This window comes from Delftia deserti, assembly GCF_042653485.1.
GTDB lineage: Bacteria > Pseudomonadota > Gammaproteobacteria > Burkholderiales > Burkholderiaceae_C > Comamonas > Comamonas acidovorans.
The window spans coordinates 6,689,095-6,710,526 of sequence record NZ_JBHSIH010000001.1; the positions used below are offsets into that span (position 1 = coordinate 6,689,095).

20 protein-coding genes are annotated in these 21,432 nt (G+C 69.1%); 9 read left to right on the forward strand and 11 right to left on the reverse strand.

What is annotated here, in order from left to right; translation table 11 throughout:
* Nucleotides 1-89 precede the first annotated feature (89 nt).
* The 5 genes from ACFPFG_RS31495 to ACFPFG_RS31515 form a co-directional block, all read right to left on the reverse strand.
* Nucleotides 90-1,436: an MFS transporter gene (locus ACFPFG_RS31495; protein WP_374617638.1), complete on the reverse strand. Its 1,347-nt coding sequence runs from the start codon at nucleotides 1,434-1,436 to the stop codon at nucleotides 90-92.
* 37 nt (nucleotides 1,437-1,473) lie between these two features.
* The gene (locus ACFPFG_RS31500) at nucleotides 1,474-2,793 is read right to left on the reverse strand and encodes an MFS transporter (protein WP_312372185.1); all 1,320 of its coding nucleotides are present in this window, start codon (nucleotides 2,791-2,793) and stop codon (nucleotides 1,474-1,476) included.
* Nucleotides 2,794-2,914: 121 nt separating this feature from the next.
* On the reverse strand, nucleotides 2,915-3,793 hold the full coding sequence (locus tag ACFPFG_RS31505; RefSeq protein ID WP_013802021.1) for an SMP-30/gluconolactonase/LRE family protein: 879 nt from the start codon (nucleotides 3,791-3,793) through the stop codon (nucleotides 2,915-2,917).
* A 46-nt stretch (nucleotides 3,794-3,839) separates the two neighbouring features.
* Nucleotides 3,840-4,772, reverse strand: a complete 933-nt coding sequence (gene kce / locus ACFPFG_RS31510) for a 3,5-dioxohexanoate:acetyl-CoA acetone transferase (RefSeq protein WP_197956033.1) — start codon at nucleotides 4,770-4,772, stop codon at nucleotides 3,840-3,842.
* 54 nt (nucleotides 4,773-4,826) lie between these two features.
* The gene (locus tag ACFPFG_RS31515; protein WP_016451594.1) at nucleotides 4,827-5,621 is read right to left on the reverse strand and encodes an SDR family oxidoreductase; all 795 of its coding nucleotides are present in this window, start codon (nucleotides 5,619-5,621) and stop codon (nucleotides 4,827-4,829) included.
* Nucleotides 5,622-5,759: 138 nt separating this feature from the next.
* On the opposite strand from ACFPFG_RS31515, the gene ACFPFG_RS31520 reads away from it, so the two are divergent.
* The 8 genes from ACFPFG_RS31520 to ACFPFG_RS31555 all read left to right on the forward strand — a co-directional run bounded on the left by ACFPFG_RS31520 (nucleotide 5,760) and on the right by ACFPFG_RS31555 (nucleotide 13,225).
* Nucleotides 5,760-6,515: a GntR family transcriptional regulator gene (locus ACFPFG_RS31520; protein WP_380109828.1), complete on the forward strand. Its 756-nt coding sequence runs from the start codon at nucleotides 5,760-5,762 to the stop codon at nucleotides 6,513-6,515.
* Between the two features lie 64 nt (nucleotides 6,516-6,579).
* Complete coding sequence (locus tag ACFPFG_RS31525) at nucleotides 6,580-6,807, forward strand: AbrB/MazE/SpoVT family DNA-binding domain-containing protein (RefSeq protein WP_013802025.1); 228 nt, start codon at nucleotides 6,580-6,582, stop codon at nucleotides 6,805-6,807.
* Nucleotides 6,804-7,220, forward strand: a complete 417-nt coding sequence (locus tag ACFPFG_RS31530; protein ID WP_380109831.1) for a putative toxin-antitoxin system toxin component, PIN family — start codon at nucleotides 6,804-6,806, stop codon at nucleotides 7,218-7,220. Before ACFPFG_RS31525 ends, ACFPFG_RS31530 begins: the two co-directional genes overlap by 4 nt.
* Nucleotides 7,221-7,232: 12 nt before the next feature.
* Complete coding sequence (locus ACFPFG_RS31535; RefSeq protein ID WP_380109833.1) at nucleotides 7,233-8,150, forward strand: pseudouridine synthase; 918 nt, start codon at nucleotides 7,233-7,235, stop codon at nucleotides 8,148-8,150.
* Nucleotides 8,151-8,255: 105 nt separating this feature from the next.
* A complete protein-coding gene (locus ACFPFG_RS31540; protein ID WP_183018226.1) occupies nucleotides 8,256-8,804 on the forward strand; it encodes a TetR/AcrR family transcriptional regulator in 549 nt (182 codons plus the stop codon).
* 1 nt (nucleotide 8,805) lies between these two features.
* Nucleotides 8,806-10,581 (forward strand): MFS transporter, encoded by a 1,776-nt coding sequence (locus ACFPFG_RS31545; RefSeq protein ID WP_380109836.1) that lies wholly within the window; start codon nucleotides 8,806-8,808, stop codon nucleotides 10,579-10,581.
* A 29-nt stretch (nucleotides 10,582-10,610) separates the two neighbouring features.
* A complete protein-coding gene (locus ACFPFG_RS31550) occupies nucleotides 10,611-11,822 on the forward strand; it encodes an HlyD family secretion protein (RefSeq protein ID WP_380109838.1) in 1,212 nt (403 codons plus the stop codon).
* Nucleotides 11,819-13,225, forward strand: coding sequence for an efflux transporter outer membrane subunit (locus tag ACFPFG_RS31555; protein WP_380109840.1), 1,407 nt, complete (start codon nucleotides 11,819-11,821; stop codon nucleotides 13,223-13,225). The genes ACFPFG_RS31550 and ACFPFG_RS31555 overlap by 4 nt, the downstream gene beginning before the upstream one ends.
* Before the next feature lie 66 nt (nucleotides 13,226-13,291).
* Here the strand turns inward: ACFPFG_RS31555 and ACFPFG_RS31560 are convergent, their stop codons facing one another.
* The 5 genes from ACFPFG_RS31560 to dsrO form a co-directional block, all read right to left on the reverse strand.
* On the reverse strand, nucleotides 13,292-13,582 hold the full coding sequence (locus ACFPFG_RS31560) for a hypothetical protein (RefSeq protein WP_183018222.1): 291 nt from the start codon (nucleotides 13,580-13,582) through the stop codon (nucleotides 13,292-13,294).
* Nucleotides 13,579-14,784: a hypothetical protein gene (locus ACFPFG_RS31565; protein ID WP_183018221.1), complete on the reverse strand. Its 1,206-nt coding sequence runs from the start codon at nucleotides 14,782-14,784 to the stop codon at nucleotides 13,579-13,581. The genes ACFPFG_RS31560 and ACFPFG_RS31565 overlap by 4 nt, the downstream gene beginning before the upstream one ends.
* Nucleotides 14,785-15,024: 240 nt before the next feature.
* Complete coding sequence (locus ACFPFG_RS31570; RefSeq protein WP_380109844.1) at nucleotides 15,025-18,225, reverse strand: tetrathionate reductase subunit A; 3,201 nt, start codon at nucleotides 18,223-18,225, stop codon at nucleotides 15,025-15,027.
* A 77-nt stretch (nucleotides 18,226-18,302) separates the two neighbouring features.
* Nucleotides 18,303-19,346 carry an NrfD/PsrC family molybdoenzyme membrane anchor subunit gene (gene nrfD / locus ACFPFG_RS31575; protein WP_374617647.1) on the reverse strand — a complete coding sequence of 348 codons (1,044 nt, stop codon included), beginning with the start codon at nucleotides 19,344-19,346 and terminating at the stop codon, nucleotides 18,303-18,305.
* A gap of 16 nt (nucleotides 19,347-19,362) precedes the next feature.
* Entirely contained in the window at nucleotides 19,363-20,208 is an 846-nt protein-coding gene (gene dsrO / locus ACFPFG_RS31580) for a sulfate reduction electron transfer complex DsrMKJOP subunit DsrO (protein WP_197956037.1), read from the reverse strand.
* Between the two features lie 366 nt (nucleotides 20,209-20,574).
* Here dsrO and ACFPFG_RS31585 point away from each other — a divergent pair, with 366 nt between their 5' ends.
* Complete coding sequence (locus ACFPFG_RS31585) at nucleotides 20,575-21,039, forward strand: hypothetical protein (RefSeq protein ID WP_183018217.1); 465 nt, start codon at nucleotides 20,575-20,577, stop codon at nucleotides 21,037-21,039.
* Here the strand turns inward: ACFPFG_RS31585 and ACFPFG_RS31590 are convergent.
* Entirely contained in the window at nucleotides 21,024-21,425 is a 402-nt protein-coding gene (locus ACFPFG_RS31590) for a DsrE family protein (protein WP_380109847.1), read from the reverse strand. The two genes, ACFPFG_RS31585 and ACFPFG_RS31590, sit on opposite strands and share 16 nt — an antisense overlap.
* Between the last annotated feature and the right edge of the window lie 7 nt (nucleotides 21,426-21,432).

The following is a 21,432-nucleotide window of genomic DNA, read 5'->3' on the forward strand; positions in this document are numbered from 1 at the left end:
AAGGTCCGGGACGCGCTGGCGGGCAGCCGGCAGGCCCGCATACAGGAGATTGGCCTACAGCGCGGCCTGCAGCGGGGGAAGGGCCGTCATCACGGCGTCTCCTGGCCCTGTCGCAGGCGGGTGGATGACAGCGCTGCCACCACCAGCAGGCCCGCCATGATGAACAGGCCGTTGCGCGTGCTGCCCGTGGCCTGTTCGATCATCCCCATCACCGTGGGACCTATGAAGCCGCCCACCAGGCCGCAGGTATTGACCAGGGCTATGCCGCCCGCCAGCCCCGCGCCCGCCAGCCGCGAGGCGGGAAACAGGAAGACCACGGACTGCACCACGAAGAACATCAGCGCCGTCAGGCTGAAACCCAGCAGCCCCAGCGCTGGCGAGGCCTTGCCCGCCAGCGCCGCCAGCAGCAGGCCGGCGGCCATGGTGGCCAGGCCCGCCAGCAGCATGCGCCGGCAGCGCTGCGGGTGGGTGGCAAAGCGAGGAAGCCAGGCCGCGCCGATGGCCGCTGCAATCCAGGGCACGGAGTTGAGCATGCCGATCTGCAGCGGCGAGAGCTGTCCGTAGGTGCCGATGATGCCGGGCAGGAAGAAGATCACCGTGTAGATGCTGATCTGGTGGCAGAAGTAGACGAGGATGGCCAGCCAGATCTGCCCGTCGCGCAGGCAGTCCCTGAGCGAATGGCCCACCTGGCCGGTGCCGGCCTGCTGGTCCTGCTCGGCCTGCAGCCGTTGCAGTACCTCGCGCGATTCGGCGGCCGTCAGCCAGGGCGCGCTGGCCGGGCCGTCGGGCAGCTTCTTCCAGACCACCCAGGCCAGGGCCACGGCGGGCAGGCCCTCGATCACGAACATCCACTGCCAGCCGTGCCAGCCCAGCATGCCGTCCATCTGCAGCAGCGCGCCGCCCACGGGGCCGCTGAGGATGTTGGCAATGCACACGCCCAGCAGGAAGTAGCCGATGGCGCGGGCCCGTTCCTCGCGGCCGAACCAGTAGGTCAGGTAGAGCATCACGCCGGGGAACAGGCCCGCCTCGGCCGCGCCCAGCAGCACGCGCATCACGTAGAACGAGGTCTCTCCGGTGATGAAGGCCATGCCGGCCGACAGCAGGCCCCAGGTCACCATGATCCGCGTGATCCAGAACCGCGCCCCCACCCTGTGCATGACCAGGTTGCTGGGCACTTCCAGCAGCGCATAGCTCAGGAAGAACAGTCCGGCGCCCAGGCCGTAGGCGGCCGCCGAGATGCCCAGGTCGACCTCGATGTGCGACTTGGCCAGCGCGATGTTGGTGCGGTCTATGAAGCTGATCACATAGGACAGCACCAGCAGCGGCATCAGCCTGCGGAAGATGCGGGCGTTGAGCAGCGCCTGCTTGTCGCCGGTGGCAGGCTGCAGCCGTGCGGGCGGCGCGTGAACAGGGGAGGGCGATGGGTGATGGACCATGGCAAATCCTTGGCAAGATGGATGGAGGAAAGCGGAGTCAGGCGGTGGCGGTGGAGGCACCATTGCCGCGCGTGCCCAGCTGCAGGGCCACGCCGCCCAGCGCGCAGCCGGCCATGACCAGGAAGCACAGGGCATAGCCGCCGGGGCTGGTCCAGCCGCCGCCCAGGGCGATCAGGCTGCCCATCAGCACGGGCGCGATGCCGCCGCCCACGAACATGGCGGTGGTGATGATTCCGTTGGCCGTGGAGGTGGCCGAGGGCTGGGCGCAGTCCGAGGCCACCGCGTAGTAGATGGGCCAGACCGCATTGGCGACCAGGCCGAACAGCAGCTGCATCACCACGACCAGGGCCATGGTGTCGGCGAAGTAGAAGGCGCCCACGCTGGCGGCCATCCACAGGCCGCAGATCACCAGGGTGACGCGGCGCCCGATCACGTCCGACAGAGCCGGCCAGACCAGCTGCCCCAGGATGCCGGTGAGCGTGAACACCACGCTCATGCCTGCCGATTCGGCCAGCGACAGGCCCATGATGTTGTAGAGATAGGCGGGCAACACCACGTTGATGCCCATGTAGACCACCTGCGTGAGCAGGGTGTTGCCAGCCGTCAGGGCGATGCTGCGATCGGCCAGCGTGTTGCGCAGGGTGCGCCAGGCCTGGCCTTTTTCCACCTGCGCCGCCACGCTGGCCTGCGGCGGGGTCATGCCCCGGGCGGCGATGTCGGCATACAGCAGTTCCATCTTCTGCGGCGTGGAATAGCGCGCCCAGAACCACATCAGCGGGATGGCGACGACCAGCGCGACGAAGAACACATAGCGCCAGTTCTCCTCGCCGAAGGCGTACAGCACAAAGCCGGCAACCAGGCCGCTGAGCATGGCGCCCACCGGATAGCCCGTGTGGTGGGCGCCCAGCGCGAAGCCGCGCCGCTCCACCGGCCACCACTCGGCGGTGTTGCTCACGCCCACGGGCTCGCCCCAGCCGGCGCCCAGGTTGACGCCGACGCGCAGCGCCACGAAGCCCGCCAGGCTGCCGCTCAGCGCCTTGAAGCCCGAGGCGAACGACAGCGCCGTGTAGCCCAGCACCAGCGGCACCTGAAAGCGTGCGCGCTTCCAGCCCGCGCCATAGCGGTCGCTCCAGATCGCCCCGGGGATGTCCAGCACGGCCAGGGCCAGCATCACGATGGTGGCCACCGTGCCCCATTCGTCGGCCGACAGGCCGAAGTGCCGGGAGATGGTCGGCCCCAGCCGCAGCACGATCTCGCGGTCGTAGGCATTCAGTACCCAGATCAGCCAGCAGACCAGCAGGGATACCCATGAATAGCGGTGGATCTGGCGCAGCGAAGCGCGCGGGGCCTGGGCCATGACAGTCTCCCGGGCACCAGCGGTGGGTGCCGTTTCATTGTTGTGTGGATGAAGGTGCCGCTTCGCGGGGCGGGCGGCGTTGCGGTGCGAAGGCTCCGGGCCTGCATGCCCGGTTGCGGGTTCAGGCGCCGAAGCGCTGCTCGGGCAGGCCACGCACGCCCAGCCCCTTGACGGAGAACAGCGCGCCACGGGACTGGCCGTCGCCCGGGAAGCGCGGCAACGGCGGCTTGCCCATGGAGGTGACGTACAGCGTGTCGAGCCCGGGTCCGCCGAACATCACGCTTGTCACCTTGCGCACCGGCATCTCTATCACCCGGTCCACTCGGCCGTCCGGCGTGTAGCGCACCAGCTGGCCCGCGTACACCAGGGCCTGCCACAGGCAGCCTTCGGCATCGACCGTGGCCCCGTCGGCCGCGCCGCCACCGCTGGTGTCGACCGGGGCAAAGGTCCGGCGGCCGCTGGCATGGCCCGTGGCCGTGTCGTAGTCGTAGGCCCGGATCTCGCCGCTCCACGTGTCCGAGAAATAGAGCGTCGTGCCGTCCGGGCTCCAGCACGGGCCGTTCGAGCAGATGATGCCCTCGTCCAGCACATGCAGGCTCAGGTCCGTGTCCAGCCGGTACAGCCGCGCCGAAGGCTGCTCCTCCAGGGTGTCCATGGAGCCGAAGACGAAGCGGCCCTGCCGGTCCACCTTGCCGTCGTTGAGCCGGTTGCCGGGAAGATGGGACTCGGGGGCGACGACCAGCTCCAGCTCGCCGCTTTCCAGGTCCAGCGTGTGCACGCCGCCGTGCAGCGCCACCAGGGCCGAGCGGCCATCGCGGCGCAGTGCCATGGAGCCAATCTTCTGGCCGACTTCCCAGGCGCGCAGTTCGCGCCCGTCGGCCGTGCAGCGGAAGATGCGGCCGTCGAAGCTGTCTATCCAGTACAGGCGCTGCTGCCCGACGTCCCACAGCGGGCCTTCGCCCAGCGTGGTCTTGAGGTCGGCGACGATATCGATCTGCATGGGGGTCTCCTGTTCGGTGGCATGGGGGCTGGCCCGGGAAGGCGATTCAGAAGGCGACGTTGGCCGCACCCTTGAGGCCCAGCATGCTGCGCGCCTCGGCAGGCGTGGCGACGTCGACATTCAGGGCCTCGAGCACGGTGCGGATGCGGCGTACCTGCTCGGCGCTGGAGGTGGCCAGCTGCCCCGGGCCTATCCACAGCGAATCTTCCAGCCCCACGCGCACATGCGAGCCCATGGCCGCGCCCATGGTGGCCAGCGGCAGCTGGTTGCGCCCGGCGCCCAGGATGGACCACTGGTAGTTGCTGCCCAGCAGGCGGTCGGCCGTGCGCCGCATGTGCATCAGGTCCTCGGGGTGGCCGCCGATGCCGCCCAGGATGCCGAACACCGACTGCACGAACACGGGCCCCTGCACCAGACCCCGGTCCACGAAATGCGCCAAGTTGTGCAGGTGGCTGATGTCGTAGCACTCGAACTCGAAGCGCGTGCCCTGGGCCTGGCCCAGTCGCAGGATGCCTTCGATATCGGCAAAGGTGTTCTTGAAGACCAGGTTGCGGCTGTTTTCCAGGTGCTCGCGTTCCCAGGCGTGTTCCAGGTCCTTGAAACGCTCCAGCATGGGGAACAGGCCGAAGTTCATCGAGCCCATGTTCAGCGAGGCCAGCTCGGGCTGGAACTCGGTCACGGGCCGCATGCGCTCTGGCACCGTCATGTGCGGGCTGCCGCCCGTGGTGATGTTGACGATGGCATCGCTCTCGGCACGGATCGCCTTGAGAAAGGGGCGGAACAGCTCAGGGTCCTGCGAAGGGCGCCCGTCGCGCGGATCGCGGGCATGCAGGTGCACGATGGCGGCGCCGGCCTCGGCGGCATCGATGGCGGCGCGCGCAATCTGCTCGGCCGTCACGGGCAGGTGGGGCGACATGCTGGGCGTGTGGATGGCGCCCGTGGGCGCGCAGGTGATGATGGCTTTGGTGCGGGTGGCCATGGAAGGTCCTTGCAAACGGTGAAAAGGCGAGAGGAGGGGAGGACGAGAGGGCGCTCAGCTCAGCGCCTGGGTCAGCCCATCGACGGCCAGCTCCTGGCCCGTGACATGGCCGGCCAGCGGGCTGGCGGCAAACACGGCCATGTTGGCAATGTCGCGCGCCGTGGCCATGCGGCCCAGCGCGGCCTGGTGCGTGTAGCTGCGCGTGACGTCCTCCAGCGGCAGGCCGCGCGCCTGCGCCTTGGCGGCAATCACATCGCGGATGCGCGGGCCGTCCACGGCGCCCGGCAGGATGGCGTTCACGCGGATGCCGTCGGCGCCAAGCTCCAGCGCCAGCGACTTGGTCAGGCCGATCACGGCCCACTTGGACGCCGAATAGGCCGAGCGGCCCGGCATGCCCAGATGCCCTGCCGCCGAAGACAGGTTGACGATGGCTGCCTGCCGGCCCTCGCGTGCCGATTGCCGAAGCCGGGGCACGGCCAGCCGTGTGCACAGGAAGGCGCCGGTGATGTTCACATCCAGCGTGCGTTGCCAGTCGGCCAGCTCCAGCGTCTCCACCGCGCCCGTGGGGCCGGCCACCCCGGCGTTGTTGACGAGGATGTCCAGGCCGCCCAACTCGTTGTCCACGGCCTTGAACAGGGCCTGCACCTGCAAGGCATCCGACACATCGGCAAGACGGCCGCTGGCGCCGGGCAGGGCGGCAGCCAGCGCATCCAGGCTGGCCTGGGCCACGTCACAGACCATGACGCGCGCGCCGGCCTGGGCAAAGGCGCGGCTGATTTCCAGACCGATTCCGGCGGCGCCCGCCGTCACCAGGACGCGCTGGCCGGCCAGAAGATCGTTTTTCCACATGCGGGGACTCCTTGGGAACTCAAACAAAGGTGAAAGGGATTCGGGTTGGCTTTGGATTTTGTATCTGTGATCACAGATCAAATATGGTGAATACCCTATGTGACATGACAGCGGTGTCGCCGCGCTACCATCGCCGCCATGGCCATCAAAGAACTAGTCACCCCACTCAAACGCCAGACCCTCAGCAGCGATGTCTATGCACAGCTCAGGGAACTGCTGATCACCGGCCAGATGATTCCGGGCGAGCAGATCTCGCTGCGCACCACGGCCAGCGCGCTGGGCGTCAGCGTCATGCCCGTGCGCGAAGCCGTGCACCGGCTGGTGGCCGAGCAGGCGCTGGAACTCACGCCCAACCGCGCGTTGCGCGTGCCCTTGATGACGGAAAGCGCCTTCCGCGAAATCACCCGCATCCGCGTCAACCTCGAAGGCCTGGCCACCGAGCAGGCCGCGCTGCAGCTGCCGGCCGAAGGGCTGCAGCGCATTGCCGTCCTGCAGGACCGCTTTGCGGCCGAGATGGCCGGTGCCTCGCCCGATGGCGCACGGCTCATCGCCTTCAACAAGGATTTCCACTTCGCCGTCTACGGCGCGGCCGGCATGCCCATGCTGCTGCAGATGATCGAGGCGCTATGGCTGCGCATAGGCCCCATCCTCAACCACGACATGCGCTCGGGCTCGCGCCGCGTGAGCGAGCAGGTGGCGGTCGGCCACCACGCGCGCCTGGTCGAGGCCCTGCGCCGGCGCGACGCGCCTGCCGCGAAGGAGGCGCTGCGCGGCGACATCGAAAGCGCGGCCGACTACATCGTTTCGGCGGGCGTGCTGGTGACGGCGGACAGCGGGTTGAACGGCGTGAGTGGACTGGGAGGGCCAGCCTCGCCAAGTGAAGAAGCCCGGTGAGACGCAGAGGAATGAGGTAAGGAAGTAAGATTTCCGTGTTTTCTCTCATTTGCAGGAGCCGGCCATGCTTGCCAAATTGACGTCGAAGAACCAGATCACCCTGCCCAAGGCCGTGGTGTCCGAGGTGGAGGCCGCAGAGTATTTCGAGGTGGCCGTGGAAAACGGCCGCATCGTGCTCACGCCCGTGCACGTGCAGCGTGTCCAGCGCGCACAGGCCGTCCGCGACAAGCTGCAGCAGATGGGCATCACCGACGAGGATGTGCAGGAGGCGACCTCCTGGGCGCGCAAATGATGCGTGTCGTCCTGGACACCAACGTCGTGCTCTCGGCATTGCTGTTCACGTCCGGCCGTCTTGCGTGGATACGCCGGGCCTGGCAGCACCAGCAGTTGCAGCCCCTGGTCTGCAGGGAAACGGCCAGCGAATTGCTGCGTGTGCTCGCCTATCCGAAGTTCAAGCTGTCAACGGCCGAGCAACAGGCCTTGCTGGAGGATTTCCTGCCCTGGGCCGATGTCGTCACGCTGCCGCAGCCCTGGCCTGCATTGCCGCTGTGCCGGGACGACAAGGACCAGGTGTTCCTGGTGCTGGCGCATGTAGGCCGGGCCCAGGCGCTCATCACCGGCGACGGCGACCTTCTTGCGCTGCGTGACAGCTTTCCCGGCCTGATGGTGACGCCCGATGAGTGGGCAGCGCTGCACAAGCGCTGAGGGCGGGAATCCATGCACAACGCCCACGACCCCAAGGTTCTTCCCATACGCGACGGCGTCAGCCCCAGCTGCGTGGTGCTGCCCAGCCAGGGCGGCGGGTTGCTGATCGATTTTCTGGCCGAGCGCCTGCCGGCCGTGGCGCGCGAAGACTGGCTGCGGCGCCTGGCGCTGCGCGAGGTGGTGGACGAGCATGGCCGCGCCGCCGATGCAGGCACGGCCTTTGCGCCGGGCCTGCGTTACTACTACTACCGCGAACTGCAGGCCGAGCCGCCCATTCCCTTCGAGGCCGAGGTCATCCACCGCGACGCGCATCTGCTGGTGGCCGACAAGCCGCATTTCCTGCCCGTGGTGCCGGCCGGCAGGTACCTGCAGCAGACGCTGCTGGTGCGGCTCAAGCGCGAGTTCGACCTGCCCGAGCTGTCGCCCATCCACCGCATCGACCGCGACACGGCGGGGCTGGTGGTGTTTTCGGTGCAGCGCGCCACGCGCGGCATCTACCAGGCGCTGTTCCGCGACCGCGCCATCCACAAGACCTACGAGGCCGTGGCGCCCTGGCGCGAGGACGTGGCTTTTCCGCGCACGCATGAAAGCCGCATGGAGGAAAGCGGGCACTTCTTTCGCATGCACGAGGTGGACGGCATGCCCAACACCCGCACCCACATGCAGGTGCTGGAGCAGCACGGCCGCTGGGCGCGCTACCGGCTGGAGCCCGAAAGCGGCAAGCGCCACCAACTGCGCGTGCACATGGCCGCCCTGGGCCTGCCGCTGTGGGGCGACGGCTTCTATCCCGAAGTGCATGACATGCCCGAGGGCGACTACTCGCGCCCGCTGCAGCTGCTGGCGCGCAGCCTGGCCTTCACCGATCCTCTGGACGGCCAGTCGCGGCGCTTTGACAGCCGCCGCCAGCTGCTGCCGCTGACCGACCTGTAGAGGCTTTTCCACTGCCGGAAACCGTTGGTTTTTTGCCCATGGCCCCGCCATGGGATAGGCCGGTTGCAGACATTTAACGGACAATTTTGTCCGATAATTGTCCGCATGACTTCCAAAAGACCCAGTGCCGATATCCGCCGCGCCCAGTTGCTGGACGCGGCCGATGCCGTGTTTTCCGAGCACGGCGTGACCGCGCCGCTGGACCTGGTGGTCGAGCGCGCCGAAGTCGGCCGCGCCACGCTGTACCGGCAGTTTCCTGACCGGCGCGCGCTGATGCTGGCGCTGCTGGAGCGTTCGCTGGACAACATGCGCCTCGCGGCCGAGGCCATGGCCGAGGATGACGATGCCTTCTACAAGCTGCTGTCGCGCCTGGCCGAGCGCATCGCGGTCTCCGCTCCCATCACCGACTACTGGCGCACCGTGGAGCGCGGCGACGAGGTCATCGCCCAGGCGCGCGTTGCCATGTGGCAGATCTTTCGGCCGGCCATGGACCGGGCCGTGGCCTGCGGCCATTGCCGCCAGCCGCTGACGCAGTCCGAGCTGTCCCTGGTGTTCGGCATGCTGGGCGCCTCGCTGCGCGGCGAGACGCCGCAGCAGCGGCGCACCCTGGCGCGCAAGGCGCTGCAGATCGTCTGGCAAGGCCTGAAGGCCTGACATGGCCACCACACCGACTTCACCGGGGCCCGTGCTGCCCCCGTCGCCTCCCGTCATCTACCTCAAGCCCCCGCCGGACTGGGAAGAGCATGAAAAGCCCAGCCTGCCGGGCTCGCCGTCCATGCCGCTGCACCAGCCGGCCGTGCGCGCCGCCTATGGCCTGATCGCCGTGCTGGTGGCGCTGACGGGCGGCCTGGGCAATGCACTGTTCACGGCCAACCTGCCCACCATCCAGGGGCAGATGGGCCTGACGTCTTCCGAGGCCGCCTGGCTGACCGGCGCCTACGTCATGCTCAACATGACGGCCAACCTGCTGGTCTACAAGTTCCGCCAGCAGTTCGGCATGCGGCTGTTCGCCGAGATCGGCCTGGGCCTGTATGCGCTGCTGACGCTGCTGCACCTGGTGCTGGGCAGCTACACCAGCCTGCTCATGCTGCGCGCGGCCAGCGGCCTGGCGGGTGCCACCTGCAGCACGCTGGGCACGCTCTACATGCTGCAGGCGGCGCCGCGCAAGCATGTGCTGAAGATGCTGGTGATCGGCGTGGGGCTGGGGCAGATCGCCACGCCGCTGGCCTGGATCCTGTCGCCGGGCCTGCTGTTCAACAGCGAGTGGCACAACCTCTACCTGTTCGAGGCCGGCCTGGCCCTGATTTCGTTCGCGGGCGTGGTGGTGCTCAAGCTTCCGCCTGGCGTGCACATCCGCAGCTTCGAGCGGCTGGACTTCCTGACCTTCTTCCTCATGGTGCCCGGCGTGGGCCTGCTGATCGCCGTGCTGGTGCAGGGCTACAACCACTGGTGGCTGGACACGCCCTGGCTGGCCTGGATGCTGATCGGCTCCATCGTCCTGCTGAGCGTGGCGCTGTACATCGAGCACCACCGCCGCAATCCCATGCTGCAGACGCGCTGGTTCGTGCTGGCGCCCACGGTTCGCTTCGTGATCGGTGCGCTGCTGCTGCGCTTTCTGACCACCGAGCAGACCTATGGCGTGATCGGCATGCAGCGCATGCTGGGCATGACCGTGGACCAGATGCAGCCGCTGTTCATCGTCATCCTGCTGGGCACCATCGCGGGCATTGCCGTGTCGGCGCTGACCTTCGGGCTGGAGAACATGGGCAAGCAGATCGTGGGCTCCATCGTGCTGTTCGCGCTGGCGGCCTGGCTGGACCACAGCCGCACCAGCCTGGCCCGGCCCGAGGACTTCTTCGGCAGCCAGTTCCTCATGGCCGTGGGCGCGGGCCTGTTCATGGGGCCGCTGATGCTGATCGGCGTGGTGCAGGGCCTGAAGTTCGGCGCGCACTACATGCTCACGGCCATCGTCACCATATCGATGACCCAGGCCATGGGCGCGCTCATGGGCTCGGCCCTGCTGAGCACCTACCAGATGCACCGCGAGCAGGTGTATTCGGCCGCCATCGTGGCCGATGTCGATCCCACCGACCCCATCGTGGCCGACCGCCTGCGCCTGCAGCAGCAAAGCCTGGCCCGTGTCATCGCCGACCCCGCCCTGCGTGCGGCCCAGGGCACGGCCCAGCTGGCGCAGGCCGCACGCCGCGAGGCCAATGTGCGCGCCTACAACGACGTGTTCGCGCTCACGGCCGGCGTGGCCGTGCTCTACCTGCTGTGGATGCTGGCCCTGGCCGGCCGCGCACGCCAGCGCGCCTTCGTGGAGCGCATGCGCGCCGCCGCCGCCGATGCCTCGGCCATGCGCGGCACCGATGCCGCCACGCCGCAGGACGCGCCGGGCCAGCCGCCCACCCAGCCCGTCGCCCGCGCCTGAAACCGTTCGCCCAGAGAAAAGACAACAACATGAGTGACTCCGAAAATTCCAATGGCGGCGCGGCCGCCTCTGCCTCGCCTGCGCCGGCTCCCGCTGCGGCGCCTTCGCCCTCGCCTTCACCTTCGCCATCGCCATCGCCCAAGCTCATCAAGCCCTCGCTGCGCAGCGTGCTGGTGATGCTGGTGGTCGCACTGGCCGGCGTGCTGCTGGTGCTGCGCGCCTGGAACCTGTTCCCCTTCGCCGGCACCGTGGTCAGTACCGACAACGCCTATGTGCGCGGCGCCGTCACCGTGCTCGCGCCCCAGGTCAGCGGCTATGTGACCGAGGTGCTGGTGCAGGACTACGAGAACGTCAAGGCCGGCCAGCCCCTGGTGCGCATCGACGCACGCACCTACGAAGCCGCCCAGGCCCAGGCGCAGGCCCAGCTGGCCAATGCCCGCGCACAGCTGGCCAATGCCGACCAGACCCAGGCCCAGAACCGCGCCACGCTGGGCGCCAGCCGCGCCGGCCTGGCGGCGGCGCAGGCCGAATCCGACCGCGCCGCGGCCGAGCTGCAGCGCGTGCAGGCGCTGTCCGAGCGCGGCTCCGTCTCGCTCAACGAGCGCGACAAGGTGCGTGCCACCGCGCGCCTGGCGTCCACCAACGTGGCCAAGGCCCAGGCCGACATCGAGATCAACGCCCAGAAGATCAAGGCGACGACGGTGAACCGCGCCTCGCTCGAAGCCCAGGTCCAGATGGCCGAGGCCCAGCTGCGCCAGGCCCAGATCAACCTGGACAACACCGTGGTGCACGCGCCAGGCGATGGCCAGGTCAGCGAGGTGGGCGTGCGCCGGGGCCAGTACGTCACGGCCGGCTCCCAGCTCATGTACGAGGTGCCGCACACGCTGTGGGTGGTGGCCAACTTCAAGGAAACCCAGACCGCCCAGGTGCGCATAGGCCAGTCCGTGCGCTTCAGCGTCGATGCGCTGGGCGGCGCCCATCTCACGGGCCGCGTGCTGGAGATCGCGCCGGCCACGGGCTCTGAATTCAGCGTGCTCAAGGCCGACAATGCCACGGGCAACTTCACCAAGGTCGTGCAGCGCCTGCCGGTCAAGATTGCAATCGATCCCGACCAGGAACTGGCCGCGCGGCTGCGCGCGGGCATGTCGGTGGTGGTGCGGCTGGATACGGCGCAGCCTGAGCCGCAACCTGCACCGCAACCCGCACAGCAGCCCGCCCCCCAACCGGAGGCCCGCCCATGACCGCCCGCGCACTGGCCGTGGCCATCGCCTGCGCCACCGCGCTGGCCGGCTGCAGCGTGCCGCCGCTGAGCACCGCGCCCGAAGCGGCCCGGCCCGCCATGCCCGCCCAGTGGAGCGGGGCAGGGCAGGAGCCGGCCGCCGCCATCCAGGCATCGTGGTGGCAGGCCTTTGGCGATCCGCTGCTCACGCGCTGGGTGGAACTGGCCCAGTCCCGCAACAACGATGTGCTGCTGGCCCTGTCGCGCGTGGATGAGGCGCGGGCCAACCTGGACGTGGCAGGCGCTGCGGGCCTGCCCCAGCTCTCGGCCACGGCCGGCGCCTCCACGGGCCGCAGCCTGGGCGCGCGGGGCCTGGCGCACACACGCTCGGTCCAGCCCGGCCTGCAGGCCAGCTGGGAGCCTGATCTGTGGGGCCGCATCGCCCACCTGGAAAAGGCCGCCGCCCTGCGCCTGCAGGCCAGCGAGGCCGACCGCGACGCCGTGGCCCTGGCCGTGGCCGCCACCACGGCCCAGGCCTATGTGGGCCTGCGCTCGCTGCAATCGCAGCTGCAAGTGGCCCAGGCCACGGCCCGCTCGCGCGAACAGGCCCTGCGCCTGGCCGACGATCAGGCGCGCGTGGGCTACACCTCGCAGCTGCAGCTCACCCAGGCCCAGGCCGAGCTGCAATCCGTGCAGCAGGCCGTGGAGCAATTGGAGCTGTCGCTGGCACGCCAGCGCACGGCGCTCCTGCTGCTGGCCGGTGGCGAGGGTGACGAGCAGGCTGCCGCGCTCATGGCAACGACCGACGGCCAGTCCGCCACGCCGGGCGCGCCGCCGCCCGCGCCGGCCGCAGGCCTGCCTTCGGCCTTGCTGCAGCGCCGCCCCGACATTGCACGCGCCCAGCTGCAACTGGCGGCCGCCGACGAAAGCCTGGCCGTGCAGCGCACCGCCTTCCTGCCCCAGGTCTCGCTGACGGCCAGCGCCGGCAGCCTGCTGGTCAACGCCCTGCAATACCACCCGGCCACGGTCTGGGCCCTGGGCGGCAGCGTGCTGGCGCCGCTGTTCACGGGCGGGCGGCTGCAGGGCCAGTTCGACGCCGCCGCCGCCCAGCGCGACCAGGCCGCCTATGCCTACCGCGGCGTGGTGACCAAGGCGCTGGCCGATGTGGAAAACGCCCTGGTCGGCACCCAGCGCCTGCAGTCGCAGTGGCAGCATGCCAGCGAGCGCGAGGCGGTGCTGCAGCGCTCCCTGGGCTTTGCCAAGGACCGCTACGAGGCCGGCTACGCCAGCTACCTGGAAGAGCTGGACGCCCAGCGCAATCTGTTCCAGGCCCAGCAGGAAGTCATACGCCTGCGCCAGGGCCAGCTGGAAAACGCCATTGCGCTGTACCAGGCGCTGGGCGGCGGCTGGCAGGCCGGGGACTGACCTTTCAGGAGCTGCTCCGGGCTGTGCTGGCCATGGCGGGCTATGGCGCACCGGCCCGGTGCGCAGTCAGCCGGACACGAGCGCATATATCACCATGACGGCGAAAGCCCAAAACAAAAGTGTGCCGAACAGCTTGGTGGATGCGATGGCTGCGGCCAGTAGCGCCGCGCCCATTGCGAGTCCGGCGTGCTGTGTCTTGTGCCAGCAGTAGAGGCCGGTAGCAGCACCCGCGAAAAATGCGATCAACCCACGGTCTGCCCCCGGGCTTGAGGGACTTTGCTTGCAGTCGTGATCGGGTGGCAGCGTGCCGGTGGAGCTTATCGTTCGGCCGCATTTGTTACAGGTCCATTGCGTCATTGCGGGTTTCTCCCGGCCGATTGCCTTGCGTTGCTGCGCACCCAGTTCCTTGCCTCCTGAGGCGAGAGGCCTGGGGGCATGGGTGCTGCAGGAGGGGGGGCCATTCCAGGACTTGATGGCAAGGGTTGCGCTGTGCCGGTGACGGGGTGCCGGGCCATCAGGCTGCGGCGCAGCGCAAGCGCGGCCTTGTCGCTGGGCGGGCATTCCTTGATGGCCTGGTCACCGATGAAGCGCAGCACTCCCTTAGGGTCCCGCGCGAGCATGGCCGGGATGTCTTCGGGCGCCTTCGCATACCAGAAGCCATAGGTGGCATAGCTTTTGACACCGCTGGAGTTCAGTTTAGGCCCGTAGGTGCATTGCAGGGTTTGATGGCCTTTGTTCCCGGTTTCAACCATCCAGCGATACACATCGCCTTCGGCCAGACCGTGGAGATCGACGGCGGAGAGGCGTTGCCGCTGTTGCTCGAACAGCCGTGCGCCACCATCGGGTGCAGTGGCGGCCTGCACATCCCTGATGGCGGCTGCCTGCGCCTGCTGTTCCTGGCCCATGCCGAGCTGGATTTCCTGTCGGTCTCTGAGCCGCTTGTACGCCTGGTAGGTCGAATCGTTGGCCTGCAGTGCCTGTTGCAGGCGGTCGGGCTGAAGTGCCGCCATCGCCATCTGGCCGTCTCGCGCCGCTCCCAGCGAAGCCCTGATGCCTCTGACCCAGCTTTCAAAGGCCGCACGGCCATCCGATGGGATGCCGTTGTCCAAATCGCCCCCTGTCACGCGCTCCAGTCCCTTGACGATGGATATATTTCGTTCCGAAAAGCCTTCGTTGAGGTAGAGCGTGAGGAAGTAGAGATCCTTTTCCAGCAGCAGCTTGGCGAACTCCGCTTCCGCCTTGGCTCTGGTGCCTGGCGTCCGGGCTGTTTCAAGAAAGCCCTGACGTGCCTGGGCGATCCTGCGGTTGAACTCGGACTTGTTCTTCGTAGCCTGTTGCTGGGCCGCCAGTGCATTGGTCAGATCCTCGCGGATCACGTCCCCGATCGTGACCCTGCCCACCCAAGTGGTTTGCGCGTGACAGGCGTGCGCGAAAGCGATTGCGGCGGCGGCCAAAGCCACGGTTGCGCCGTGCTGCCACCGGCCGCCGGGAACCGGCTCGCGTATCGGGGTGGCAGCTCGCCAGGTGCCACCAGATTGGAAGAAGGAGTCAACCTGCATGTAGCGTCCCTCTCTTGGGTGTGCTCTCGAAACGTAGCGGCCTGCAGTAGCCTGCCTCGCACCCCTTGGGTGTGCAGGCTCTGCCGGGATTTCAGCATCCGCCACGAGGACCGGCAATCCCGCGAATGGTGTCTCCTTTTGTAAATGGTGGCCCTGGCCAGACCCTTCAACCCTGCGACAACGCAGCCACTGGGCAGGGAGTGGGTCGTGTGATGCATTGATCCTGATGGGATGAAGACACTAGGTTTTCTCGATGCGCGCAGGCAGGCCCTGGCGCACCGTGGCGCCGGACACCCAGTCCACCCACACGTTCCTGCAACCGGGCCGCGTGGGATCGGCAAAGCCCAGGTCGTTGAGGTTCACGCCATTGGCGTGCTCGGCGTTCACCGGCATGGGCTTGCCGTCGATGCTGTGGCGGCCCGCGCCCAGCTCGCGGTGGCCGTAGCCGTGCTCGATGGCCACGGTGCCCGGCATCACGCCGTCGCGCACCATGGCCACGGCCGTCACCGCGCCGCCCGGCGTGCGGATGCGCACCGTGTCGCCGTTGGCGATGCCCAGCCGTTCGGCGTCCTCCCGGTGCAGCGATACCGGGTTGTGCGGATGCACCTGGCGCAGCCGCGAGACGGCAATCGACATGGAACTCATCAGGTTGGACTTGTACGAGGTCAGCAGCAGCGGCCATTGCTGCTCGCCGAAATGCGTGCGCATGGCGCTGCCGTCGGCCAGTCGTGCCGGGTACCAGGTGGGGCAGCCGCTGTAGCGCTCGCCCGTCATGGCGTGGCGCATGCGGGCCAGCTCCTCGCTCCACACTTGCAGGGCAGGCGCGTGGGCCTTGCGGGTGTGGCCGTCCTTCCAGGCGTCCTCGATGCGGTCGAAGCGCCCGCCGCGCGTCAGCAGCATGGCCACCTGGCGCCATTCATCGTCCTTCAGGCGCTGGCGCAGCGCGGGCACCAGCCTGTCCACGCCGGTGATGGCGATGTCGTCATCGCTGGCCGCCGGCACGGGCTTGCCGCCTGCCCAGGCCACGTTGGCCAGGGCATGGATGAAGAAGTCCTCGGCCGAGCGCAGCGCATGGGGCTGGCCCTGGGCGTCCTTGATGGCGGCCTCGCCAAAGCCCGGCAGGCCCAGCCGTTCTGCCACGGCGAAGAGAAAGCTCTCCACATTCACGGGCTGGCCGCCGGCCGTGCGCGCCACGGCGGGCTGCACCACGGGCCAGCGCACGGTGGAGCTTTTGGCCACCACGTCGGCCCAGGGCGCCGAGATGCCCCAGCTCTCGTAGGTCACGGTGTCGGGCACGATGAAATCGGCCAGCGCGCTGGTCTCGTTGATGAAGGGGTCGATGGAGACGATCAGCGGCAGCTTCTTCGGGTTCTTGAGATCGTCCACCAGCGCGTTGCGAAAGCCCGCAATGCCGTAGACGGGGTTGCTCATGTGGTTGATCCAGGCCTTGGCGCGGTAGGGGTAGCCGGCCAGCGCGCTGGCCAGCATCTCGCTGGACAGGCCGCCCACGGCCGGGTACCACGGGGCCTGGGCGGCGGGGTAGTCCTTCGCGCCCTCGGGCTGGCCCTCGCGCTTGCGCTGGAATTCCGCGCTTTTCTCGTAGGGCTGGCGGTGGCGTGACAGCGCCAGGCCGCGCGGCTTGACCTTGCCGTCGAAGTTGGCGAAGTCGTAGCGCGGGCCGGGGCCGAAGGGGCCGAACGGGCCGGCATCCAGCACCAGGCCGCCCTGCACGTTGAGGTTGCCCACCAGGGTGTTGAGCATGCTGATGGCGTAGGCGGTGTAGAAGCCCGCGCCGCTCATGGTGCCGCCATGCGCATCGGCCACGGCGCGCTTGCCATGGCTGGTGAACTCGCGCGCCAGCGCCTCGATCTCGCCGCGCGCCACGCCGCACAGCGCCGCGTACTCGTCCAGCGTCTTCAGGCTGGCCTGCTCATGCAGCTTGGCCAGCGAGGAGCAGACCGACAGCTCGGGGACCTGGTCCGCGCCTTCGGCCTTCATGCCGGGCACGGCCACGCGGGTGCGCACCATCAGCTGTGCAGGCTCGGCCTGGGTGTGCGGCGCCAGGCTGCCATCGGCACGCTGCACCACGAACACATCCTGGGCCGGCTTGCCGTCTTCGGCTGGCGCGGGCAGGGCCCAGCCCAGGTCGGCGCCGCGCAGAAAGCTGCCATGGCGCGGGTGGCCGGGCTCGTTGACCAGCAGGTGCGTGGCATTGCTCCAGGACGCCTCGCCCGCCGCCTGCATGGCGGCCGGGCCGGGCTGGGCGAGAAAGCCCGTGTCATGGCGCGCCTCGTCCAGGATGACGCGGATCAGCGCCATGGCCAGGGCCAGGTCGCTGGCCGGCTTGACGGCCAGCCAGCGGTTGCCGCTGCCCGCAGCCAGGCTGGACGAGGTCGGCAGCACGGGCGAGACCACCACGTAGCGGAAACGGTTGTCCTCGCGCGAGCGGGCCTCGGCCAGCTCGCGGCCCTGGCGCTGGAAGGGGTTGCCGGACTGCGCGGGCGCCGCGCCGATGAACAGGCCGAAGCTGGCATGGCTCCAGTCGGGCTTGCCGTGCGGCATGCCGGGCAGGTCGCCCAGGGCCGCTGCCGCACCCACGCGAAAACTCTGGCCGCAGTAGGCGCCGTGGTTGCTGACGTTCACGGTGCCGAAGGACGGCCCCGCAAAGCGGCGCAGCAGCTGGGCGCGGCCTTCGTTGGAGGCGTCGGTCACCAGCAACTGGTTGGAGCGCGGACCGAACTCGGGGTTGTCGGCGTCCAGCGGCGTCCTGGGGTCCCAGATGGCGCGCAGGCCATCGACCTGGCCTTCGCCGAACAGATCGCCGCCCTCGCAGACTTCCTGCACCAGCTGCTCGAAGGAAATGCTCTGCCAGCGGCCGCTGCCGCGCGGGCCCACGCGCTTGAGCGGGGTGAGCACGCGGTGCGGCGCACTCTGGTGCTCCAGCATGGACGAGCCGCGCGCGCAGGACGTGGCGCGGCCCTCCAGGCCCAGCTCCTTGCCCAGTTTGGCGTAGACCTCGCGCACGGGTTCTTCCATGGCGGCCGGGCGCGTGGTGGCCAGCGGGTGGTAGGGGTTGCCTGCCACGCGCAGGATGCGGTTGCTGGCGGTATCGACACGCACGCGCACGCCGCACTGCGTCCAGCAGCCCAGGCAGCTTGACGGGCTGACCACCTGGCCGGGCTGGGTGGCGAGCGCGCCCGTGGCCGGGTCGATGCGGAACTCCGGCGTCAGCGAATTGCCGCGCGTGGCGCTGGCCGTGGGCGTGCCCGAGGTGCCTGCGACCAGGCCCTTGGCACCGCGCGCCAGTGTTTCACCGTAGCCGGCCGCAAAGGCGGCCAGCCCACCGGCGGTGAGGCCGCCGCGCAGCAGCAGGCGGCGGCGTGTGGCCTCGGCATCCAGGGAATCTTCGGGAGCTTGGGAGAGTTTCTTCTTGTCGGTCATGAATGGCTTTCTGTGGCGCGGCCGGCCGGTGGCGGGCCGCGCTCCGTGATGGGTGAGGGGTCGTCAGGGCGGCGGTGTCAGAGGGCGCGGGCTGCGGCCGAACGCGCGGGAAACAGCTCCAGCGCCCAGGTGGCCAGCGTCACCAGTGCAATGCACAGGCCGGCCACGCCCAGCATGCCCAGCAGGCCGTCGCCGCCCAGCGGCATGTGGTAGATGTACAGGCCCGCGCCGTACTTGGGCACGCCTTGCACGCCCATGAACAGCGCCCAGCGGAAGGCCCAGGCCGCGGCGGCCAGGCCCAGCCCCAGCGCCAGCGTGTAGCGCGGGCAGGCCATGCGCTGCCCACCCCGCACCAGGGCCCACAGCAAGGCGGCACCGGCCACGGCCGAGCCCAGCATGCTCAGGCGCCAGACCGGAAACTGCTGCCACAGCTGCAGCGCCGCCTGGAAGGAGCGGCCCTGGCCCAGCCAGCCGGCAACGGCCCAGACCGCCACCATGGCCAGCAGGCACAGCGCCAGCGCCAGGCCCAGCATGCGCAGCGCCTGCAGGGCGCCGGCATCGGGGCGGTGGCGGGCGGGCAGAAAGCGCGCCGTCACCAGCATGCAGCCCACCGTGGCCAGCCAGCCCGTGAGCGCCAGGTTCAGCGGCACCCACAGCGTGTTCCACAGCGGGCGCGAGCGCACGGCCATCAGCTCGGCGCCGGTATAGGCGGTGATGGTCAGCGCCGACACGGCCAGCAGCGGCGCCAGCCAGCGCAGCCACTGTGGCCGGCCCAGCCACCAGGCCAGCACGAAGGCCAGCGACAGCCCCACGAAGACCGGCAGCAGCAGCGCGCCCACCGACATCCACGACCACGGCGTGAAGTGCGCATAGAAATGCCAGAAGCGCGCAGGCTGGTGCAGGTCGGCCAGCAGCGACACGGGCGCGGCGATGGCGCTCACGGCCAGCACCAGCACGGCGGCCGGCAGCAGGCGCGCCATGGCGCTGGCGCGCGGCGCCCAGGCGCAGGCGGCGGCCAGCAGGGCGGCGCCCGTGGCAATGCCGGCCAGGAAGAAGTACTGCACGGCCCAGGGCAGCCAGGCCGATTCGTAGGCGGGGGTCAGGAGTTCGACGATGTGCATGGGGTGCTCCTTGCGTTCAGTGGGAAGTGACCAGCCGCACGCTGGCCTGCCCGTCCACGCCGTCGACGAAGGCGTCGGGCAATCCCAGGTAGTACACATGCGGGTCCGTGCCCATGGCGGGCTTGAGCACCTTGAGGTCGCTGGCGTGCTCGCGCATGCGCTGGCGGATCTCGCTGCCCTCGTCGTTGAGGTCGCCGATCACGCGGGCGCCGCCCACGCAGCTTTCCACGCAGGCCGGCAGCAGTCCGGCTTCCAGGCGGTGCTCGCAGAAGGTGCACTTGTCGGCGGTCTGCGTCTCGTGGTTGATGAAGCGTGCGTCATAGGGGCAGGCCTGCACGCAGTAGCCGCAGCCCACGCAGCGCTCGTTGTCCACCAGCACGATGCCGTCGCTGCGCTGGAAGGTGGCCTGCACGGGGCAGACCGGCACGCAGGGCGGGTTGTCGCAGTGGTTGCACAGGCGCGGCAGGTTGAGCATGGCCGGCGGCAGGTCCTCATTGCCCGCATGCTGCACCTCGTACTGCAGCACCGTGGTGCGGAACTGGCCCAGCGGCGGCAGGTTCTCCATGGAGCAGCTCACGGTGCAGGCCTGGCAGCCTATGCAGCGGCGCAGGTCCACCAGCATTCCGTAGCGCCTGCCGGCCTCGCCGGGGCGGCGCGGCGGCTGGAAACCCGGGTTGCCGGGCGCGGCCGCCGCCACGGGCAGGGCCACGGCCGCCATGGCGGCGGCCAGCAGGTCCTGCAGGAAGCCGCGCTTGCCTGCGGCGGGCTGCGCATGGGAGAGGGTAGGGGCGGGGATGTCCTGGGTGGAGGGCTTGCAGCTGCAGTCGTTGCAGCCGCTGCCGGCGCGGGATGTTTTTGGCATGGCCTGTCTTTCATCGTCCTGCGGCCACGGATCGTGGTCGCTCAAACTCAATAAAGCATTAAAAATATGCTTTTTATATTGAATTTAATATATGAAATTCAGGGCCTTGGCGGCTTGATGTGAGTCAAGCAATGGGCTTTCCAAGTGGCTGCCGAGTGCTTGCCGAGTGCTTGCAAAGTGCCACCGACTGCCTGCCATGGACAGGCGCCCAAGGCAGTCCATAGCGTGTGGCGCAGGGATTAAGACGGGGTTAACAGGGTGACTGCATTCCTCGGGAATGCGGGGCGCGTATCGGAAATCACCCTCTTGTTTCCGTGCGCGGCCCCGGTCTACGCTGCTTGTGTCGCCACTGCCAAGGAGTTCTCCATGAACCATGCCCTGAACAGCCTTGCTTCGGAACTGGACCTTGCCGCCGAAGCCGGCGAGCACCTGAGGCTGCAATTCACACAGGCCTGCGTGGACCGTATCTCGCACCTGCTGGAAGACCCCGAAGTCATCCGCTGCGCACAAGGCCTGCGCCGCTACCTGGACGGCCAGATCGACAGGCAGGAGCTGGACCGCCTGGCCCGCGAGGCGGCCAGCCTGGCCAACCACCACCAGGGGTCGCGCTCCCTCGACGGCTGCGGCCATGCCGCCGTGTCCGCCACCTATGCCACGGCCCATGGCCTGGCGGGCCGGGCGCTGCAGGCGGCCGACTATGCGGCCTATGCCATGGTCTATGGCGCGGGCGGCCACGGCGCCGTCACGGACCGCGAGTCCTTCGAGCCTGAATACCAATGGCAGGCGCGCTGCCTGGCCTCGCTGGCGCAGGCCGCTCAGCAGCGCACGTAGCACCAGCCCGACTGCTGCAGCAGGGCCAGTGACTCGATCCCGCCCTGCGGCAGCACGCGCATGCCGGCAGGCGCCTCGCGGCCCAGCTTCTTGAGCGTGTTCGGGCAGACCAGCGCATGGGCCAGGGCCTCTGCATCCAGATGCTGCGGCGTGCCCGGCGCGGCGTCCAGCAGCGCCTCGACGGCCGGGCCGTTGATGACGATGCGGACCTCGGCACCGGGCCGGTCCTGGCGCAGGTTGGCCAGATTGCTGCGTGCACGGGCCAGGGCGCCGGGTGTGGGCGCATGCAGCACGATGCGCAGCGGCGGCGCATCCGGCCGGGTTGGGAACAGGTCGCTCCAGTCGTTGGAGGTGGTGGAAGCGGCGGGAGAACGGCTTGTGCTCATGGTCGCC

Bases quoted from the DNA above. Each gene is read 5' to 3' on its own strand.
- ACFPFG_RS31495 (WP_374617638.1), bottom strand. From the start codon at position 1,436: ATGGTCCATCACCCATCGCCCTCCCCTGTTCACGCGCCGCCCGCACGG.
- ACFPFG_RS31500 (WP_312372185.1), bottom strand. From the start codon at position 2,793: ATGGCCCAGGCCCCGCGCGCTTCGCTGCGCCAGATCCACCGCTATTCA.
- ACFPFG_RS31505 (WP_013802021.1), bottom strand. From the start codon at position 3,793: ATGCAGATCGATATCGTCGCCGACCTCAAGACCACGCTGGGCGAAGGC.
- kce (WP_197956033.1), bottom strand. From the start codon at position 4,772: ATGGCCACCCGCACCAAAGCCATCATCACCTGCGCGCCCACGGGCGCC.
- ACFPFG_RS31515 (WP_016451594.1), bottom strand. From the start codon at position 5,621: ATGTGGAAAAACGATCTTCTGGCCGGCCAGCGCGTCCTGGTGACGGCG.
- ACFPFG_RS31520 (WP_380109828.1), top strand. From the start codon at position 5,760: ATGGCCATCAAAGAACTAGTCACCCCACTCAAACGCCAGACCCTCAGC.
- ACFPFG_RS31525 (WP_013802025.1), top strand. From the start codon at position 6,580: ATGCTTGCCAAATTGACGTCGAAGAACCAGATCACCCTGCCCAAGGCC.
- ACFPFG_RS31530 (WP_380109831.1), top strand. From the start codon at position 6,804: ATGATGCGTGTCGTCCTGGACACCAACGTCGTGCTCTCGGCATTGCTG.
- ACFPFG_RS31535 (WP_380109833.1), top strand. From the start codon at position 7,233: ATGCACAACGCCCACGACCCCAAGGTTCTTCCCATACGCGACGGCGTC.
- ACFPFG_RS31540 (WP_183018226.1), top strand. From the start codon at position 8,256: ATGACTTCCAAAAGACCCAGTGCCGATATCCGCCGCGCCCAGTTGCTG.
- ACFPFG_RS31545 (WP_380109836.1), top strand. From the start codon at position 8,806: ATGGCCACCACACCGACTTCACCGGGGCCCGTGCTGCCCCCGTCGCCT.
- ACFPFG_RS31550 (WP_380109838.1), top strand. From the start codon at position 10,611: ATGAGTGACTCCGAAAATTCCAATGGCGGCGCGGCCGCCTCTGCCTCG.
- ACFPFG_RS31555 (WP_380109840.1), top strand. From the start codon at position 11,819: ATGACCGCCCGCGCACTGGCCGTGGCCATCGCCTGCGCCACCGCGCTG.
- ACFPFG_RS31560 (WP_183018222.1), bottom strand. From the start codon at position 13,582: ATGACGCAATGGACCTGTAACAAATGCGGCCGAACGATAAGCTCCACC.
- ACFPFG_RS31565 (WP_183018221.1), bottom strand. From the start codon at position 14,784: ATGCAGGTTGACTCCTTCTTCCAATCTGGTGGCACCTGGCGAGCTGCC.
- ACFPFG_RS31570 (WP_380109844.1), bottom strand. From the start codon at position 18,225: ATGACCGACAAGAAGAAACTCTCCCAAGCTCCCGAAGATTCCCTGGAT.
- nrfD (WP_374617647.1), bottom strand. From the start codon at position 19,346: ATGCACATCGTCGAACTCCTGACCCCCGCCTACGAATCGGCCTGGCTG.
- dsrO (WP_197956037.1), bottom strand. From the start codon at position 20,208: ATGCCAAAAACATCCCGCGCCGGCAGCGGCTGCAACGACTGCAGCTGC.
- ACFPFG_RS31585 (WP_183018217.1), top strand. From the start codon at position 20,575: ATGAACCATGCCCTGAACAGCCTTGCTTCGGAACTGGACCTTGCCGCC.
- ACFPFG_RS31590 (WP_380109847.1), bottom strand. From the start codon at position 21,425: ATGAGCACAAGCCGTTCTCCCGCCGCTTCCACCACCTCCAACGACTGG.